General features: G+C 54.0%; 14 protein-coding genes and 1 riboswitch. Of the genes, 2 read left to right on the top strand and 12 right to left on the bottom strand.

The annotated features are described in order from the left end of the window. Window positions 1-207: 207 nt before the first annotated feature. The 10 genes from MKZ07_RS32050 to MKZ07_RS32005 all read right to left on the bottom strand — a co-directional run bounded on the left by MKZ07_RS32050 (window position 208) and on the right by MKZ07_RS32005 (window position 12,106). Window positions 208-1,071, bottom strand: coding sequence for an aldo/keto reductase (locus MKZ07_RS32050; RefSeq protein ID WP_036697896.1), 864 nt, complete (start codon window positions 1,069-1,071; stop codon window positions 208-210). A 108-nt stretch (window positions 1,072-1,179) separates the two neighbouring features. Beyond that, complete coding sequence (locus MKZ07_RS32045) at window positions 1,180-1,494, bottom strand: DMT family transporter (RefSeq protein WP_036697894.1); 315 nt, start codon at window positions 1,492-1,494, stop codon at window positions 1,180-1,182. Window position 1,495: 1 nt separating this feature from the next. Next, a complete protein-coding gene (locus MKZ07_RS32040) occupies window positions 1,496-1,855 on the bottom strand; it encodes a DMT family transporter (protein WP_036697978.1) in 360 nt (119 codons plus the stop codon). A 59-nt stretch (window positions 1,856-1,914) separates the two neighbouring features. After that, window positions 1,915-2,026, bottom strand: a riboswitch (guanidine-I (ykkC/yxkD leader). A gap of 82 nt (window positions 2,027-2,108) precedes the next feature. Next, window positions 2,109-2,936 (bottom strand): carbohydrate ABC transporter permease, encoded by an 828-nt coding sequence (locus MKZ07_RS32035; protein ID WP_036697892.1) that lies wholly within the window; start codon window positions 2,934-2,936, stop codon window positions 2,109-2,111. Then, complete coding sequence (locus MKZ07_RS32030; protein WP_036697889.1) at window positions 2,933-3,817, bottom strand: carbohydrate ABC transporter permease; 885 nt, start codon at window positions 3,815-3,817, stop codon at window positions 2,933-2,935. Before MKZ07_RS32030 ends, MKZ07_RS32035 begins: the two co-directional genes overlap by 4 nt. Window positions 3,818-3,904: 87 nt before the next feature. Continuing rightward, the gene (locus tag MKZ07_RS32025) at window positions 3,905-5,212 is read right to left on the bottom strand and encodes an ABC transporter substrate-binding protein (RefSeq protein ID WP_036697887.1); all 1,308 of its coding nucleotides are present in this window, start codon (window positions 5,210-5,212) and stop codon (window positions 3,905-3,907) included. Between the two features lie 78 nt (window positions 5,213-5,290). After that, window positions 5,291-6,376, bottom strand: a complete 1,086-nt coding sequence (locus MKZ07_RS32020; RefSeq protein WP_036697884.1) for a response regulator transcription factor — start codon at window positions 6,374-6,376, stop codon at window positions 5,291-5,293. Continuing rightward, on the bottom strand, window positions 6,351-8,147 hold the full coding sequence (locus tag MKZ07_RS32015) for a sensor histidine kinase (RefSeq protein WP_036697882.1): 1,797 nt from the start codon (window positions 8,145-8,147) through the stop codon (window positions 6,351-6,353). The genes MKZ07_RS32020 and MKZ07_RS32015 overlap by 26 nt, the downstream gene beginning before the upstream one ends. 128 nt (window positions 8,148-8,275) lie before the next feature. Beyond that, window positions 8,276-9,622 carry a glycoside hydrolase family 30 protein gene (locus tag MKZ07_RS32010; RefSeq protein ID WP_036697881.1) on the bottom strand — a complete coding sequence of 449 codons (1,347 nt, stop codon included), beginning with the start codon at window positions 9,620-9,622 and terminating at the stop codon, window positions 8,276-8,278. Between the two features lie 204 nt (window positions 9,623-9,826). After that, the gene (locus MKZ07_RS32005; RefSeq protein WP_036697879.1) at window positions 9,827-12,106 is read right to left on the bottom strand and encodes a glycoside hydrolase family 3 C-terminal domain-containing protein; all 2,280 of its coding nucleotides are present in this window, start codon (window positions 12,104-12,106) and stop codon (window positions 9,827-9,829) included. A gap of 117 nt (window positions 12,107-12,223) precedes the next feature. Between MKZ07_RS32005 and MKZ07_RS32000 the strand changes: the two genes are divergently transcribed. Both MKZ07_RS32000 and MKZ07_RS31995 read left to right on the top strand, forming a co-directional pair. Continuing rightward, window positions 12,224-13,537: a helix-turn-helix domain-containing protein gene (locus MKZ07_RS32000; protein ID WP_036697876.1), complete on the top strand. Its 1,314-nt coding sequence runs from the start codon at window positions 12,224-12,226 to the stop codon at window positions 13,535-13,537. A 140-nt stretch (window positions 13,538-13,677) separates the two neighbouring features. Beyond that, entirely contained in the window at window positions 13,678-14,007 is a 330-nt protein-coding gene (locus tag MKZ07_RS31995; protein ID WP_156949686.1) for a hypothetical protein, read from the top strand. An 811-nt stretch (window positions 14,008-14,818) separates the two neighbouring features. Here MKZ07_RS31995 and MKZ07_RS31990 read toward each other — a convergent pair. Further along, a complete protein-coding gene (locus MKZ07_RS31990) occupies window positions 14,819-16,558 on the bottom strand; it encodes a hypothetical protein (RefSeq protein WP_341029537.1) in 1,740 nt (579 codons plus the stop codon). A gap of 62 nt (window positions 16,559-16,620) precedes the next feature. After that, window positions 16,621-17,562: a sugar phosphate isomerase/epimerase family protein gene (locus MKZ07_RS31985; RefSeq protein ID WP_076155448.1), complete on the bottom strand. Its 942-nt coding sequence runs from the start codon at window positions 17,560-17,562 to the stop codon at window positions 16,621-16,623. Between the last annotated feature and the right edge of the window lie 14 nt (window positions 17,563-17,576).

Genomic DNA, 17,576 nt, shown 5'->3' with positions numbered 1-17,576 from the left:
GCTTCCTCATAGGATGCACAAATTCACGTATAATATCATGTCTTGAATTGTATTCGGTTTATCGCATAGTATCCAAGACAGCAAAGTAACCCCACAAAGTGGGGCTTTAGCGTAGGTGATGACTCAGGTACTTTGCGGGGACTCCAAAACAAAAAGCCGCCCCCTAAGCGGAGACGGCTATGCCATGCAGCAGCAGTTAAGCTATGATCAAATCATGTCCAACGGAACCTTCCACGACGGCTGGGGAAAAGCATCGTCGAGCTGCCACAGCTCGTCGTCTGTAAGCACAAGCCCCGCAGCAGCCGCATTCTCATTCACGTGCTCACGGGTAGCAGCCTTGGGAATAGCGATGACATCCCCGTCACGGATGGTCCAGGCCAGCAGAACCTGCAGCGGAGTGACCTCATGATTCCGGGCAATCCGCTGCACGGATTCATTCTCGGTCAGCCCTTTTCTCAGCGTTCCCGCCTGTGCCAGCGGAGAATAGGCCATGACAGGAATCTTATGCCCTCTCAGCCAAGGCAGCAGCTCATGCTCAATCCCTCTTGAGCCCAGATGATAGAGCACTTGATTCACTGCGCAGTGATTGCCGCTGGGGATGTGCAGCAGCTCCTGCATATCTGCCGTATCCAGATTGGATACGCCCCAGCGGGCGATTTTACCGGATGCAACCAGTGCCTCCATCCCCTCCACGGTCTCTTCCAGAGGAATATTGCCGCGCCAATGCAGCAGGTACAGGTCCAGATGGTCCGTGCCGAGCCGCTTCAGGCTGGCTTCACAGCTGCTGATCAGCTTAGTGCCGCCTGCATTATGCGGGTACACCTTAGAGACCAGGAATACGCTGTCGCGGATGCCCCGCAGCGCTTCACCTACCAGCTCCTCGGAGCGGCCGTCCCCGTACATCTCAGCCGTGTCAATCAGATTCATGCCCAGCTCCACGCCCTGACGAAGCGCAGCAATCTCTTCTGCCCGGTTCGCCGGCTGGTCGCCAATCCTCCACGTCCCCTGCCCCAGTCTGGGCAGCACAGCTCCGTCATTCAGGCGGATACTCTCAGATACAGGTTTGCTCATATGTGATAAGTCTCCTTATAAGAATAATGTTCTTCCTTACTATACTTACCATAATAGCGCCTGCGAAACATCCGGGTAAGCGTGAAGCTCTGTAAAGTTTCAGCAGCCTCAGCCGATTAGCTTCAGACCCGTTACGGCACCCAGAATCAGCACAATGCAAAGAATTCGCCGCAGATCACGTGCTTCGCCGAAGAACAACATCCCCATGATCGCCGCTCCGGACGCTCCAATCCCTGTCCAGATCGCATAAGCAATTCCCATGGGCAGACTCTCCATCGCCAGAGACAACAGCAGAAAGCTTGCCCCGAAGCCTAGAATCAAAAGACAGAAGGACTGCCAGTTGCGGTTTTTGTACAGCTTGCCAATCATGGCGACCCCGAACATTTCACATATTCCGGCGGTAATCAGCATCACCCATGCCATCTCAATTCATCTCCTTTGCCTGTTCAGGTTCAGCCTGAGCCGGGGTAACCAGCTTCAAGCCGACGACGCCCGCCAGCAGCAGGCCGATCAGCAGCAGCTTCAGCGGCCGCAGCGGTTCACCGAACAGGACTCCACCTGCCAGAACGGTACCCGCTGTTCCAAGTCCGACAAATACAGCATAGACCGTCCCTACCGGCAGCCTGCCGCTAGCCCAAATAAGGGCGTAGAAGCTGATCAGGATAGCCGCTACCGTAACCGCCCATTCCCATGGAGTGGAGGCATGCTTCAGCCCGATGACCCATATCACTTCAAAGCAGGCAGCGCCTGCAATCATGATCCAGCTCTTAGTGTTCTTCTTCATTTCTCCGTCCTCCTGTTTCATAAAATAAGCCCGGAAGGTTATCGTCATTGACTGACGATACCTCCCGGGCTTTTGTCCCTCCGTGTATACACGGATTGGCTTCATCCGTGTGTTCTCCCTCGGACCAGACCAGCGGTGTCTACCTGCTGCGGAACCCTAGAGAACTATTAACTAAATTATTAACTTACATCCTATGTTAGCAAATCACTCTGCCAAAAGCAACTCTCTAGCCGCCGGCGGTCCCGGCTGATGATTAGCCCTTAATGGCCCCCTCGGCAATTCCATGCATAATAAACTTCTGAAAGAACCCATAAATCACAATGACAGGGAGCGCAGTTAAGACAAGTGCTGCCAGGATTAGCGGCCATTCTTTGTTATATTCCCCGAACAAGGTGTTGGTCGACAGAATCAGTGTATATTTGGTAGTATCCGTCAGCATAAGCAGAGGCAACAGGAAATCATTCCAGATCCACAGGAAGTCGAGAATCGCAATAGTCACCGTAATGGGAACCAGCAGCGGAAATATAATCCGCCAGAACGTCTGGAACTCTCCGCACCCGTCAATGCGCGCAGCCTCCTCCAGTTCACGGGGAATGGATTTGACAAACCCGTGATACAGGAACACGGCCATATTTACGCCAAGCCCGATATAGATGACCGCCAGCCCGTAAGTGCTGCCGCTGACATGCAGTGCTTTGGCCATGCGGGTCAGCGGAATCATGATCGAGTGAAACGGGACGAGCATGGAAGCGATGAACAGAGAGAAGATAGCGGCGCTCAGTCTGCCGGAGGTCCGGGACAGCTTATAGCCGGCCAAGGCTGCACAGCAGATAATGCCTGCAATTCCGAGCACCGATACAATTACTGAATTAAGCGTGCTGTTCAACAGATGGATTTTGGCAAAAGCCTGGCTGTAATTCTCGAAATGCAGCTTGGTCGGCAGGGCCACGAACGAGCTAAACATCTCTCCCTGGGTCTTCACAGAATTAATAACTGCCAGATAAATCGGGAAAAAGGAGATCAGCGCACCTGCGCAGAGGAACAAGGTGATACAGAAGGAGCTGCCTTTCCTCAGCCTCATGCCTCCACCTCTTTTCTTTTCATAACACTGATTTGAATGAAGGTGAACAGCAGAATGATGATGAACAGAATCACGGATTTGGCACTCGCGTACCCATACCTGAAGTTGTTAGAGAAGGCTTCCTCATAAATATTCATTGTAATGACTTGGGTACTGCGTCCGGGACCGCCGCCGGTGAGTCCATAGACCACCTCGAACACTTTGAATGCTCCATTCAGCGTCAGGAACAGGCAGATGGTCACGGCATGGGTAATCATAGGCAGCGTGACTTTGCGGAAGGTCTGGAAGGGGCTTGCCCCGTCGATCACGGCAGCTTCCTTCAGACTCTGCGGCACACCCTGCAACGCGGCCAGATATATAATCATCATATAGCCGACACCATTCCACAGCGATACGATAATGATCGAATAAAAAGAGACTTTCGGATTCCCGATCCATAGCTGGTCCAGAAACGCCAAAGCAGTCTTCTCCGCCAGCTGCGGCAGCACCTGCGAGAATACGAAGGTCCACATGAACGCGCTGATGATGGTGCTGATCATATTCGGCATGAAGAAGATCGTCCGGAATAAGCCTTTGCTGCGCGTCTTCGTCTCAATTAATACTGCCAGCACAAGCGCGAGAACATTCTGCAAAACAATCATGAACAACACATATTTCAGTGTGAACAGCAGCGCATTTATAAAGTCGGGGTCCTCCCGCAGCACCTCAATGAAATTACCGAGTCCGATAAACGAATAATTGGCGTTCAGACCGTTCCAGTCGGTTAAGCTGTAATACATGCCTCCGATGGTAGGAATCAGCAGAAATATTGAATAAATGATCAATGCGGGTGCGACGAAAGCAAGCAGTGAAGCTATATTTTTATAGCTCTTGACCGGCACAGAATCCGCTCCTCTCCCATAAATATAACTGACCAGGGTGGAGGAAGACAGGCTCACCTGCCTTCCGTTCCAGTGCTTGGCTGCAGCTTATTTATTCACCTTGTTGAAGGATTTCCAGGCCTTGTCAAGTGCCTTCAGGACATCATCCTGCGACACTTGACCGGCATAATAGGCCTGCAGCCCCTTGCCCACTTCATCCTTCACGGATTGCGGGATAGCCGGGTCCTGTACGGATTTGCCTGCTTTGACGTAAGTAGTAGCTTCTGTAATCCAAGGATAGCTCTCATAGGTGTGAACCGTGGCAACCGGATTGAATTTCAGCGCTTGGAACAGGCCGTTCGAAGCCTGATCATCCAGCACATAGTTCAGGAAATCAAGTGCTACCTCCTTGTTCTTGCTGGTTGGCGATAAAGCCAGCGAGGTGGAGGCGCTCAAGTTAATCAGAGTTGCAGCCGGATCATCACTGACGGGAAGCGGAGCAACGCCGAAGTCCAGATCCGGGTTCGATTTGAGAATCGTCTCGGCATACCACGGCCCCATAAGCCACATGGCTCCCTTGCCTGCCGCAAAGGCTGCCGCACCGTCATCGCCGCCTACCTCAGTAGCTTTGTCTGTACCATTCGCATTAATCAGATCAAAGATATCGAAGATGGCCGGCTTCATCTCTGTGAATGACCCTTCATCCTTGTTCATCTTGTCTACAAAATCAGGATCTTGAGTCTTCACCATTCCACCTACGGCCAGCGGAAGCACCAACTGCGGAATCCAGGATTCTTTGTAGGAGAGGACAAACGGCGTAATCTGCTTATCCTTCAGCTTACCGATCACGGTCTTCATCTCAGTCAGTGTGGCTGGCGGAGTCAGTCCCTGCTCGCTGAAGATCTTCTTGTTGTACAAGTAGCCCCAGGAGAGCGTCTCAAGCGGAAGCGCCACAATCTTGCCGTCGGCAGTCGTCACTGAAGGCTTAACGCTGTCCAGCAGCTTGGCGGCAAAAGGCTGGCTGGATAAGTCCTCCAAATATCCGGCTTTATAGTAGGAAGGGATTTCATTGACGGCATGAAGGGCGAAGATATCTGGTGCATCATTAGAAGCAAGCCGTGTCTTCAGGATCTGGGAGGCATTGTCGGCTGTTGGCATTTCCAGTTGTACGGTAACATCTATATTCTTGTCCGCCTTCTCTTTCTTCACGAATTCTGCAATATAGTTGTCATAATGCTCCTTGAAGCGCGGCTGTGCGATGAACATCTTCAGCGTGACACTCTTGGCATTCCCGTTACCGCTCCCTGATTCTTCTCCGGCCGTATTGACCGCACTTCCAGTGTTGCTGCTGCCGCAGCCTGCAAGCAGTGCAGCTGCCAGCAACGTAACCAGCATTCCTTTGCCCATTGTCCCCATACTGTAAGACCTCCCAATGTCTATGTTTGTTAACGCTTTCATTGTATCCTGATTATGAAATCGTTGAATTGGACGGTGTTACCCTTCAGCATTGGACATTTTTAAACCTTCGGACTGCTTTCTCATTTCACCGGGAGCTATACCGAAATACTTCTTGAACACTCTGTAGAAGTAGCCGACATCCTCGTATCCGGCAAGCTCTGCCACCGTCTTGATCGGAATATTCCCGCCTTCCAGCCACTGCTTCGCTTTGTCCATCCGCAGCTGAAGAATAAAATCCGTAACATTGATGCCGTATTCATGCTTGAACACCTTGCTTAAATATTCTTTGCTGACAAAAAACACTCTGGAGAGCCCCTCCAGGGTTACTGCCTCTGCATAATGCCCGCAGATGTACTGCCGGACATCCTCAAGGTTGAGCTTGTTCTTGAACCGGCGCTGCCCGATCAGCTGTTCCAGACTTCCCCCGTACAGCTCCCTTAGCCAGCACTCCAGACTCTCAGGTGTAGCCAGTACCGCATTCGGAATCTCCGTCTTCAGATGTGCATCCTCCAGTCCGTTTCCGCGCAGCAGTTCCTTCAGCAGAAGCAGCATTTCACTGGCGGCCTGCCGCAGCATCCCCGGGCTCTGAATACCGCCCAGCTTCAGCTCCTCTGTAACATTGCCCAGTACTGAATTAACACTGTCTACATTAAGTTCATTGAAGTGAACCTTCATCAGCTGCTTATGGTTGGAGAGAGACCAGGTGATATCAATATCCAGCGTATAGCGCTCCTGTTCTGCACGGATCTCCATCAGTTCCATGCGGCATTTATCCAGCACAGCGTTCAGTTCCCCGGGATCGACAGGCTTCAGTAAGTAATCTACTGCACCGTTCCGCAGTGCACTCTGGGCATATTTGAAATCATCGTAGCCGCTGATCACGATGATCTTAATATCCGGGTACTCTCTATGCAGCGCATTCATCAGCATGACCCCGTCTGTGCCGGGCATACGCATATCCGTGATTACAATATCCGGCTCAAGAGTCCCGGCAAGGCGGAGGGCTTCATTCCCCCCTTCTGCTTCGCCGACGATCTCCATTCCATAGGACTGCCACTCCCCGAAAGTCTTGATCAGTTCACGGTTCCAGCTCTCATCATCCACCACCAGCACCTTGATCATGCTTCATCTCATTCCTCTCCTGCGGGATAGTTAAAGTTACAATAGTGCCCTGGCCATGCCGGCTGGATAACTCAAGTCCGTATCTGCTGCCGAAATGCATCCGTGTCCTCGCAGCCACATTGCCAAGCCCGATCCGCTCCCCCGAGGTCCGGGAGCTGTCTCGACCCTCCAGACTTCTCCGCAGTCCGGCCAGCCGGTCTGCTTCGATCCCGATCCCATTGTCAATGATGTGGATCACCGTATCACCCTCCCGGCAGGTCACCTCCACCTTCAGCTCCCAGGCTCCTTCCTTCGGCTCAAGGCCATGGAAGAAAGCATTCTCTACAATCGGCTGCAGGCTCAGCTTGGGAATCAGACTGGTTAGGGCAGCCTCGTCGACCTCAAGACTGTAGCTGAGGCGGGCAGCAAACCGTTGCTGCTGGATCAGCATATAATCGCTAAGGTGCTTAAGCTCAGCCCGTAGCGGCGCCAGATCATCCGGCTCGCGGATAATATAACGGAACATATCACTGAGGGATCTAAGCACTCCGTAGCTATCTGAGGGACTGTTCATAAACAGCATGCTGCCGATCATCTGCAGTGTATTTTGCAGGAAATGCGGGTTGATCTGCGCCTGCAGCGCCTTCAGCTCGGCACTCTTTTTCTCCAAGGTAATCATGTATTCGTTCTTAATATGCTCACGGATACGGTGGGCCATCTGATCCAGCTTCATCTCAAGCAGGCCGATTTCATCCACCCGGTAACTGGGCCGCGGCCCCCGCTCCTTCATCATGCCGAAGCCCTGGACCGAACGGGCCAGACGTACGATCGGCGTAGCCAGACGCCAGGCCAGCAGAACAGCTAGTAGAACGGCTACCGCCACCGAAATAGCGCCCACAATCAGACCAAACTTCATGGTGTTCATAGCACTTTCGTTGATGAAGCTGGTGGGGAGGACGGTGATCAGCTTCAGGCCTACCGGATCAATAGTGCTGTAGAATACATACTCATGGTCTGCGCGAAAATAGCCTTGGGCCTCCCCGGTCCCGGCGACCCTGCTTAAGATGACTGGAGAAGGTGCTATGCCTGAGGGCTGGTACAATATCTGCCCGTCAGCACTCGCTATTATAACTGTGTCTTCGGCTCCCCTTCTAAGCAAATTCAGTGTCTGGTCCAGCATTCCCCAGCGGATCTGGAGTGCAACCGCCCCCAGCTTCTCCTGATTCTCGAACCGGTTGATGCTGCGGATCAGTTCGAATCTGCCCGGGTCCTTACGGTCGGTTGTAACCGTGAAGTCCCGGTTCTGGTCGAACAGCAGCTTATAGGCCGGCGGAACTGCTTGCAGTGATGCAATATCACTTGAGGAGGCATGAATCGTGAATAGCTTGTTATAGTCCTTCAGATACAACTCGACTCCAATCACATGGTTACCGGCAGAATAGAACAGATTGGTCAATGTATCTATAATGTTCCGCTGGGAGGTGAACTGGCTGGAGAGAGTCTGTTCTTCAGCATTCGCGAGATAATCGCTGAGATGCGGACTGATCAGCACGGTGTAGATCAGATTGTTCAATTGGGCGAACTGGCTGCCGAGATGGATGCCCGTCCATTTCATGTTGGAGAGCGTGGTGCTGATTACCTCTTCCTCCATCGAACGGCGGTTATTCTCTGCGGCTAGCCCTGTAATTGCAATAATCGGTGCTACGGCCAGCACAATCATCGTCAGCATCAGTTTATTGCGGATACTCCGCCGGAAGGGTTCAATGAGCCTTCTCATCCATCGGGCATACATGCTTCACATCAACCCCCCGCTCTTACTTGCCGTATTGTTCCCGAACTGTAGCAAAAAACTAACGCCCGATAACCGAGGGCGCTAGTTGATGTGCACTTACAGCCTGAAGCGGAGTCTTCCGAATCCGCCTATTTCTCTAAAACAATGGTATGGAACGATTCCGCCTCAAGTACAAAGGAGTGCAGCGCGGCACCGTATTCGAGAAGCAGTGTCCTTGACTCCTTATAAGGGTTGGCAATCACCAGGGTCAAGCCGCCCGCCGGTGTGCGGAATGCGGTGGCATGTGCGCTCCACGGGCCGGTCAGTCCGATGCGGACCGAGCCGGACGGGGCGAAGCGGGAGAAATGCTTCATGACATAATACTCGGGGTTAGCCACTGGCAGCCGCGTGGCGGGATCTACCGTCAGCATAGAATTCTGCTCCCAGCCCCAGGTACTTCGGCCATGCGGTGCAAGAACCATGTTCCAGTAAATATAAGCGTTCACGCCATTGGAGAAATAATGCTGGTACAGATTATAGACATACTTGGCATAGAACCATGTATTCTGCCCGTCTCCGCATTCATTCTCTGTCTGCATATATCTAAGCTCAGGGTAGCTCTGCACTGTCCGCTGGATGGCATATTTGCCGGCCCACTGATAGCCGACACCCTTCACATATTTGTAGGCCTCGGGATCACTGAGAACCACGCCTGCGTAGGCGTCATAATCAGAGGTCTTTTGCTTGATTAACTCTTCCCAGGGGTCCGGCGCATTGATCGTGCCGAGCCAGATCTCTGTATCCAGCCCATGGGCCTCGAACGCAGGGCCCAGATAATCACGGATGAATTCTCTAAGCTGCTCTCCGGTCCAGACACAGGAAGGGAATTTCTGGTCAGCCACCACCTCATTCTGTACATGGACCTGGTGAATGGTGATCCCTTCTTCCCGGTAGGCCTGCACGAACTTCACGAAGTACAAGGCATAAGCAGCAAGAATCTCCGGTTCCCACCGCAGCGTACCGTAATTATAAGCCTTCGGGAACTTCATCCAGGTTGGCGGGCTCCACGGGGAGGCGAACAGCTTCAATTCAGGATTGAGTGCCAGCGCCTCTTTGATATATGGAATCAGGTACTTCCGGTCACGTTCAATGGAGAAATGCTCCATCGCATAATCGCCGTCTGTCTCATTATGGCTGTACCATTCCAGGGCATAGTCACTGGCCCCAATTGGCAAACGGCAGATGCTCAGCCGCTGTTCCCCTTGCGGATGAAACAGTGCGTGCATGAGCTTCGCCCGCTCCTCCTCCGGTAAAACAGACATGGCCTCATAACCCAGCTCGTTGAAGCATCCTCCGAAGCCTTCAAGCGTTTGATAGCTGTCCGGTGTAATTGTCAGATTAGGTATCGTTCCGGCAGGTGCTTGTTCCGGCGCTTTCCGTGCCACCCATTGCGCCTGCTCGGAGCTGGTGTACCATTTCAATGCAGATATTGACATCCTTCTAATCACCTCTTTATATGATTACGCTTACATTGTAACGGATTGGCTTCACTGCAGTATTGGACAATTCTAGGGTCTGGTATTGGAGAATATTAATCTGGCTTGCCCCTTCCTAAGCTTAAGGCAGCGGACTGCATATCCCGCTGCCTCTTAGTCTTCCTGCAAGGAGGGCAAGCTCTATGCCTTCCCGCGGGATAGGTTCTACGCCTGTCCCGCCAGCCTGTTCAGCTCCTGCAGATCCGCTTCCAGATCCGCCTCGCTATACTTTCCCTGGCCGAAGCCGATCATGGCGCGCAGCGGCATATATTTCATCATGGCCAGCAGCATCTCCGGATTGTCGCCAAGCACATCCTCCAGCCCGAACACGCTGCTGAAGCTCTTCGCCTTCTCCTCCGTCAGCGGATTGGCGAGCAAATCGCCGACTGTAGTGTTGCGGTGGAAGCGGCCGGACAGCTTCACTGTGGACTCTACCTCAAGCTCCACGCTCAGGCGGATATCGCGTGACGAAGATCCGACAGAGATCTTGAACATCCCGCTCTCTACATGCCAGTCAGCCAGCTTCACATTGTAGTAGGCAAAGGAACGCTTATCCAAAGTAAAGGTTACGATGCGTTCTTCCCCGGGCTGCAGCTCAATCTTGGCGAAGCCCTTCAGCTCCTGCAGCGGACGGATCACACTGCTCTCCACATCGCTGACATAGAGCTGCACGACTTCCTTGCCTGCTCTGCTGCCGGTGTTCTTGACCGTGACCGATACCTGAACGGTATCTGTGTCCTGAATGCGGGTCTGCTCCAGCAGCAGACGGCTGTATTCGAACTGCGTGTAGCTAAGGCCGAAGCCGAAGGGGAACAGCGGCTCTATTTCTTTTTTATCATAATAACGGTAGCCTACGAACAAGCCTTCCTTATACTCCACCGTATCGCCTTCACCGGGGAAGTTCAGGAATGACGGATTGTCGCTCAGCTTCATAGGGAAGGTCTCCGCCAGCTTGCCGCTCGGGCTCACTTCGCCGAAGAGCAGGTCCGCTACCGCACCGCCAAAAGCTTGACCGCCCAAATAGCCTTCAAGCACCGCCTTCGCCCTATGCAGCCAAGGCATCTCGACCGGCGCGCCGTTGCTCAGCACTACAATAATCTCGCTCTGAACCTCGGCCACCGCTTCAATCAGCGCCTTATGGCTCGCAGGCAGCAGCAGATGGCTACGGTCATAGCCCTCCGATTCGTAGCGGTCAGGCAGGCCAAGGAACAGCACAGCTGCATCCGCCTTGGCTGCTGTATCGCAGGCTTCGCGCAGCAGATCAGCATTGATGTCATCGCTCTCCAGCTCATAACCCTGTGCATACAGAAAGCTGGCTGCATCCCCGGCAACGGCCTGCAATTCGGCGAAGGCATCATCCATCCGGGATGGATTCACATGCGAGCTGCCCCCGCCCTGATAACGCGGCTGCTTGGCGAATTCGCCGATCACGGCAATCCGGCCGCTCTTAGCGAGAGGCAGAATTCCGCCTTCGTTCTTCAGCAGCACCATACTCTCCCGGGCCACTTCGCGTGCAAGCTGATGATGCTTCTCCGGGTCGAAGACCGCTTGCGGGTTGCGGTTTTCGACACTTTTGAAGATAAAGGCCAGCATTCGTTCTACCGCGAGATCCAGTGTCTCCATAGCCAATTCGCCGCTTTTCACAGCCGCTACAATCTTAGCGTCCCCAATTCCAGCGCTTGACGGCATTTCCAGCTCCAGCCCTGCCGCCAGCGCCTTCACCCGCTCATTGACCGCTCCCCAGTCCGACACAACGAAGCCTTCGAAGCCCCAGTCCTCACGCAGCACCTTGGTCAGCAGCTCATAGCTCTCGGAAGCATACTCTCCGTTCACCTGATTATACGAGCACATCACACTCCACGGCTGGCTCTGCTTCACAGTGCCTTCGAAGCTGGCAAGATAAATCTCACGCAGCGTCCGCTCGTCAATAACAGCATCTATAGACATACGGCGGTGCTCCTGATTATTGGCAGCATAATGCTTCAGAGAAGTACCGACGCCCTGGCTCTGCACCCCCTTCACATGATTCGCAGCCATCTCTGAGGCCAGGAACGGGTCCTCCGAGAAATATTCAAAGTTCCGGCCATTCAGCGGAGAGCGCTTGATATTATTGCCCGGTCCGAGCAGAACAGCAACATTCTCCACCTGGCATTCCGTTCCCAGCGCCTCACCTACCCGGAAGATCAGGTCGCGGTCCCACGAGGAGGCCAGTCCGGCCGCTGACGGAAAACAGGTTGCCGGCACACTGTTATTCAATCCCAGATGATCTGCGTCACCCTGCTGCTTGCGGAGCCCGTGGGGACCGTCCGTTACCATCACTGATGGAATGCCCAACCGTTCAATGCTTTTGGTATTCCAAAAATCCAGCCCGGAGCAGAGTCCGGCCTTCTCTTCCAGTGTCATTTGCGAAATGAGCTTTTGCAGCTCTGTTACGTCCTTTGCCATTATATAGCCTCCTATGAATACGGTTTCTTGACTTCATTCTATACGACTGTTCCGGCCAATTATGGTACTCTCTTTCGATCTTTGGTATTCTAAGTATACAATTAAAGGGGGCGGCCCATGGCGAAGCTAAACGGGAATGACGAAGATATACAGTACATCTGCAAGCTGATCTACGAAGCTTACCGGGTCCCGGTCTTGCGGCTGGATGAAACGGCTGCGCCCCGTCTAGCCCTGGCACCGGCTGCACTTAACCGCCCTTCCGTTCAGGGAACGGGTGGCCTGCCGGTTGAGGTGATGGAGCTTGTCCGGGGACGCAGCGGGGCGGCAGGACGGGATGCTGAAGAGGATGGGACGCTTAGCGCGGAGGCAGACGGAACGGCTGCTGCGGCCGCTCCCGCGTTACCGCATCTGCACACAACCGGCTTCCTGGAGAGTTTCATTATTCTCCTGCTTCCCGGTACAGGCGGTGCCATCGTCATCGGCCCGGCGCTGAACGCGCCTGTTACCGGTGATAACGCAGCCAGCCTGCTGCGCGACCACAACATCCCGCCTGGACAGCAGGCAAGCTGGCTGGAGTATTACGGCAGCTTGCCTGTGATCAGCCTGACGCGCTGGTATCACGAGGCGCTGCTGCTCTACACGCTTGTCACCGGGCAGGCGATGTCCGTAACGGAGCTGCTGCTGGCGGCGGGTACGCTGGCGGAACCGCTGCATCCGGCGGACGACAGCCCGGATCTGGACTTGTCCTACCGCCGCGAGCATACATGGCTGCACCATGACCCGATGCAGGAACGCGAAATGTTCCGCCATATTACGAACGGGGACAAGGCGGGGCTGCTGCGGACCCATGCTTCTTTTGCCGAAGAGAGCTACGGAAGGTTGTCCCGTAAAAGCCAGCTGCGCAGCAAAAAAAATCTCGCCGTCTCCTCCATCACGCTGGCGACCCGTGCGGCGATTGAAGGCGGACTGTTCTGGGAGGCTGCCTATACCCTGAGTGATTTCCATATCCAGCATATTGAGGAGCTTCGCGATATTCCGGCGGTAGACAGCGCCATGCTGGCCGCTCTATGCGACTTCGCCGATCAGGTAGAGGGCAGCCGCAGCGCAAGACATTCCCGCATCTCCGACCGGTGCCGGAATTATATATACAATCATCTGTATGAGGAGCTTCCGCTCGGCAGACTGGCTGAATACGCCGGAATGAGCGCCAGTTACTTGTCCCAGCTGTTCAAAAAAGAAACCGGCACCGCCATCAGCGACTACATCCAGCAACAGCGGGTCGAAGAAGCCAAGCGGCTGATCCAGCTGCCCGGTATCACGCTATCGGATATCGCTACCCGTCTGCATTTTAACGACCAGAGCTATTTTACCAAGGTATTCAAGAAGTATACCGGCCTCACCCCGAGACAATTCAAACAGCATTCCAGGTAGTTTCCAGAATTATGGTATGATTCAGCTATGGGGGCAATCCTACATTTGGTTAAAGGAGAGGTTCTGCATGATGGGAAGCTTATTATTCACAGGAGCAGTTATCTTCGTTGCGGTGATATTTATTAATCGCAGTAATCGTAATGCGCGGTACAAAAATTACGGCAATAGAACCCGTTCTCACTCTGGAGATCATTATTTCATCACAGGTACCGGGGCCGATGCGGGCAGCTACAACGAAAACAGCCCCCACAAAATCCATCCAGGCACGGACGGGCACAGCGGCGCCAGCCATCATCATGGTCATCACCAAGGGAATCATTCACATAATCATAACCATGGAGGCAGTCACTGGGATAACGGCAGCCACGGAGGCTGGGACAGCGGCGGTCACGGTGGACATGGAGGCGGCGATTCCGGCGGTGGAGATTCTGGCGGCGGCGATTCTGGCGGTGGCGGAGACTAATAGTTAAAATTGTGGAGCCTCCCGGACTCCCAGAAAGCAGCAGTTTGGGAGGCTCCTGTGCTGAGTATGATTACGTGAACGCTTGCTACGATTAGATTATATGCTCGCTACTACAGTAGTTGGATTTTCTCCACTTGCTCATATAAAAATATCCCCTGCCACAACAACAGTTGGAAAAATTACACTTAAATAAACACATGCCACCCAAAGATGTCGAAACTAACAAAATTAAATGACGTTTTTCCACTTACGTCCCTATAATCATCATAAATAGCTAAATTATGATACACTTTTCCACTTGTTTCCTCTCGAAATGGAAGTCATGTGCGCTTCCAATACTCATTACCGCTAAACACCCACCTTCAGCCACACCAATGGGATTTATCCCTTTCATTCCCGCCTACCGCCAACCTTCAGCCACACCCAAAGGGATTTATCCCTTTCATTCCCGCCTATCGCCAACTTTCAGCTAAACCAAAGGGATTTATCCCTCTCATTTCCGGCTTTCGCCAACTTTCAACTAAATCAAAGGGATTTATCCCTCCCATTTCCGGCTTTCGCCAACTTTCAACTAAATCAAAGGGATTTATCCCTTTCATTCCCGTCTATCGCCCACTTTCCACCTCTCCCCCACCAGCACGCCGGACCACTGGGCGGGGTAGGGGCCAACACTCTTAGCCCCCCTATCCCTACATAGCAAAGACACCAGCCTCCGAAGAGTCTGGTGTCTTGCGTACACACTGGTGTCTTTTATCATCATCTGATGTCCAAGCGAATATGCCAGCGCCCACACGATACTACTTCAACCGCAACCTTCTCTACTTCGCAGGAGAGAGAGTAATCGTGAAGGTTTTATCGAACGGGGTCACGAGGTTCACTTGCACGGTTTTGTAGCTCTTAGGCAGGCCGGGTTCCGGGGCTGTTCTGCCGAGATGCGCCATTTCGCCGCCCGTCAGATCGATCCAGTCTCCGCCATAGGCGTACCGGAGCTGTCCTCCGCTCCATTGGAAGTTGTCCTCGTCCAGCGTCTGCAGCTCACCTGAAGTGAAGTTGCCTTCCCAGCCAAATTTGAAGGACAATTGCGCCAGGACCTGGGCAGGCTCCGCGCAGTGCAGCCGGATCGTCCAGCCCGTCTCTGCACGGTGTACCTCTGTCTCCACAGACAACGTCTGTTCATGGGTCAGCGGACGGCTCTGATGCGGCAAAAGATACCACGGACTGACAGCCGTACCCGCTTCCGGCGGGAGAAGTGCTCCCTCCACCGGACCGTAGTATCCCTTCTTCTGCACGCCCTTCAGAGAATAGCCCTCAGGCAGCCGGGTCATCTCCTGCATCGGCACGAATCCGGGATTGAAGCTGGTATGCAGCTGAACGGCCAGAAGTCTTACAGCACCGTGGCGCATCGCGAAGAACGATGGCGTCTCTGTGATCAGCGTCACGCTGGTCGCCCCGTCTCTAAGCCGTGCTACAGGCGCCCCGAAGTCGGTATGCAGCCGGCTGTGGTAGATCTTCCCCTGGTGACCCGCCGACTCCATTCTTTGCAGATAGCCGTCCCGCAGGAAATCATCGTTCAGGATTTGCTCATACTGCACAGGCAGCTCGGCTGTAACCTCCGGCGGCTGCTGCAGCTCCGGCTCCAACAGCATCCGTACCAGGGCGTTCACCGAGCAGACGCCCGGATTAGACAAGGAGCGTCCAGCCCATTCTGCCATACCGGCCAGCACGGCATCCTTGTCCGAACGGGCAAGAATCGCATACGGCAGATAATAAGGAGACAGATCGTGGAGCACCCCCAGATCCTGCCGCCCGGAATAATCGGTCACGACTTCGCCGGACGGGTGAACAAGGTAGACCATCATGTGCAGGTTCCGGCGCACCGGTTCCAGCAGCTCCGGCTTATCCAGCAGCCGGGCGGCATGAATCAGCATAATATCACTTACGGCGCTGTAGATGCCGTTGCTCCGCTCGGTCCATTCCCCGTCCGGTGTTATATCCATTCCTTCCGCCAGCCATTCATCCGCCCGCTGCCGGGCCTCTTCTCTGCCGAACAGCTCATAGAGAAACCCAAGTGCCGCGCACATTACCCAGCGGTGATTCGGAGTATGGACCCCGCCCGTAAGCATAACGGGGAGGGACTGCTCCAGGAACAGGAGCATGTTGTCCAGCACCGGCTGAAGCGGCGGCCACTCCTGCTTTGCCAGCAGCTGATATAACTGCGCGTAGCCGACCACAACGAAGGCCGTATCCGGCGGCGAATGATAATTCGTCCAGCCCGGGGAGATCGAACCGTCCTGATGCTGGAAGCGCAGTACGAACTCCGTTGCCAGCTTCAGCCGCTCCAGCAGCTCCTCATCCCGGTAATACCGGGAATCCGGGTTCACCAGCGCCGCACCCCAATAACACATGTCCGTCGGGGTGCCGGTGGTGTGATTCACCCAGGCAATCCCCGTATGGGGATCAAGGGTGCCTCCATAATACAGGTTGCTCTGATCCAGCACCTGCCGGGGAATTCCCTCTTCTACTGCTCTGTCATTACTTTCCACCAGTTGCTTATACATTGCGCTTCCTCCTTGCGGATATCTCGGAACTCCCGAAGCTCTCGCCAAATCAGCCTTCTGCCCTATCCCCTGCGCGCCAGCTTGGCTGTAAGCAGACGGTGACTCTCATGAATCTCTTCCGGACGGCAGGCAGCCTTCAGCTCATACACCTTGACCTGTGCCCGCTCAATCATCGGCAGATAGGCATCGTAGAAATCCGGATCTCCGCTGTTCACATAAGGGCACCAGTGGTCGGCAAGGCCGATTGTCTCATGAATATGGACACCGACAATATCATTCATCAGCCCTTCCATTTCCCCTATACTGTCATACAGGCCCAGACGGTCCATCAGAATAGCGTGGCCCGTGTCGTACCAGATGCCTACCGGTGCTCCTTTTAACGCATTGATTATCGTCTTGGCTTCTGCAAGCGTTGGGATCTGCTGCGGCTTGGAGCGGGTCTCGATGCCGAAGCGGATATTCAGCCCCTTGGAGACCGCGCGGTTACACACCTCGTCCAGACTCTCAATAATGGTCTGCACATAGCCTGCACTGTACGCTTCACGCCGCTCCATCAACTCCGCCCACTTGCTGCGGTAAGCTGCCGAATCCCTGCCCTGCCCCTCGTAGATCTGCTCCAGCTCCCCGGAGATATCATACGGGAACGGTACCTCGCCCGGATGCACTACCACGGCTTCGCCGCCGTAACGCTGAGCGTATTCTGCCGAGCGGACCAGCAGGTCTATTGCCCGCTTCCGTTTCTCCTTGTCCTCGAAGCCCAACAGGACCGAATCCGTGCCATAGTCAGGGTCCGGGACATGGGGGAACGTATTATGAACGCTCGATATGCCGATCTCCCCGCGTTCAATCATCGGTTCGATGGTAACCAGCATTTCCTCCGTCACATTATAATTCAGCTCTACCCTGCGGAATCCCAGCTCCCGGATCTCATTAAGCAATCCATCACCTGTAGTATGACGTCTCATGTTCCAGCAGGTTGAGAATGAAAACTCTCCCTTATCCATCTTCTCTGTCTCTC

The sequence above is a fragment of the Paenibacillus sp. FSL P4-0338 genome (assembly GCF_038002365.1).
GTDB lineage: Bacteria > Bacillota > Bacilli > Paenibacillales > Paenibacillaceae > Paenibacillus_AQ.
Note: the sequence above shows the minus strand (reverse complement) of the source record. Positions and strands in the feature narration are given on the sequence as shown.

Coding starts and splice junctions, on each gene's coding strand:
- MKZ07_RS32050 (WP_036697896.1), bottom strand. CDS start 1,071: ATGAGCAAACCTGTATCTGAGAGTATCCGCCTGAATGACGGAGCTGTG.
- MKZ07_RS32045 (WP_036697894.1), bottom strand. CDS start 1,494: ATGGCATGGGTGATGCTGATTACCGCCGGAATATGTGAAATGTTCGGG.
- MKZ07_RS32040 (WP_036697978.1), bottom strand. CDS start 1,855: ATGAAGAAGAACACTAAGAGCTGGATCATGATTGCAGGCGCTGCCTGC.
- MKZ07_RS32035 (WP_036697892.1), bottom strand. CDS start 2,936: ATGAGGCTGAGGAAAGGCAGCTCCTTCTGTATCACCTTGTTCCTCTGC.
- MKZ07_RS32025 (WP_036697887.1), bottom strand. CDS start 5,212: ATGGGGACAATGGGCAAAGGAATGCTGGTTACGTTGCTGGCAGCTGCA.
- MKZ07_RS32020 (WP_036697884.1), bottom strand. CDS start 6,376: ATGATCAAGGTGCTGGTGGTGGATGATGAGAGCTGGAACCGTGAACTG.
- MKZ07_RS32015 (WP_036697882.1), bottom strand. CDS start 8,147: ATGTATGCCCGATGGATGAGAAGGCTCATTGAACCCTTCCGGCGGAGT.
- MKZ07_RS32010 (WP_036697881.1), bottom strand. CDS start 9,622: ATGTCAATATCTGCATTGAAATGGTACACCAGCTCCGAGCAGGCGCAA.
- MKZ07_RS32005 (WP_036697879.1), bottom strand. CDS start 12,106: ATGGCAAAGGACGTAACAGAGCTGCAAAAGCTCATTTCGCAAATGACA.
- MKZ07_RS32000 (WP_036697876.1), top strand. CDS start 12,224: ATGGCGAAGCTAAACGGGAATGACGAAGATATACAGTACATCTGCAAG.
- MKZ07_RS31995 (WP_156949686.1), top strand. CDS start 13,678: ATGCGCGGTACAAAAATTACGGCAATAGAACCCGTTCTCACTCTGGAG.
- MKZ07_RS31990 (WP_341029537.1), bottom strand. CDS start 16,558: ATGTATAAGCAACTGGTGGAAAGTAATGACAGAGCAGTAGAAGAGGGA.
- MKZ07_RS31985 (WP_076155448.1), bottom strand. CDS start 17,562: ATGGATAAGGGAGAGTTTTCATTCTCAACCTGCTGGAACATGAGACGT.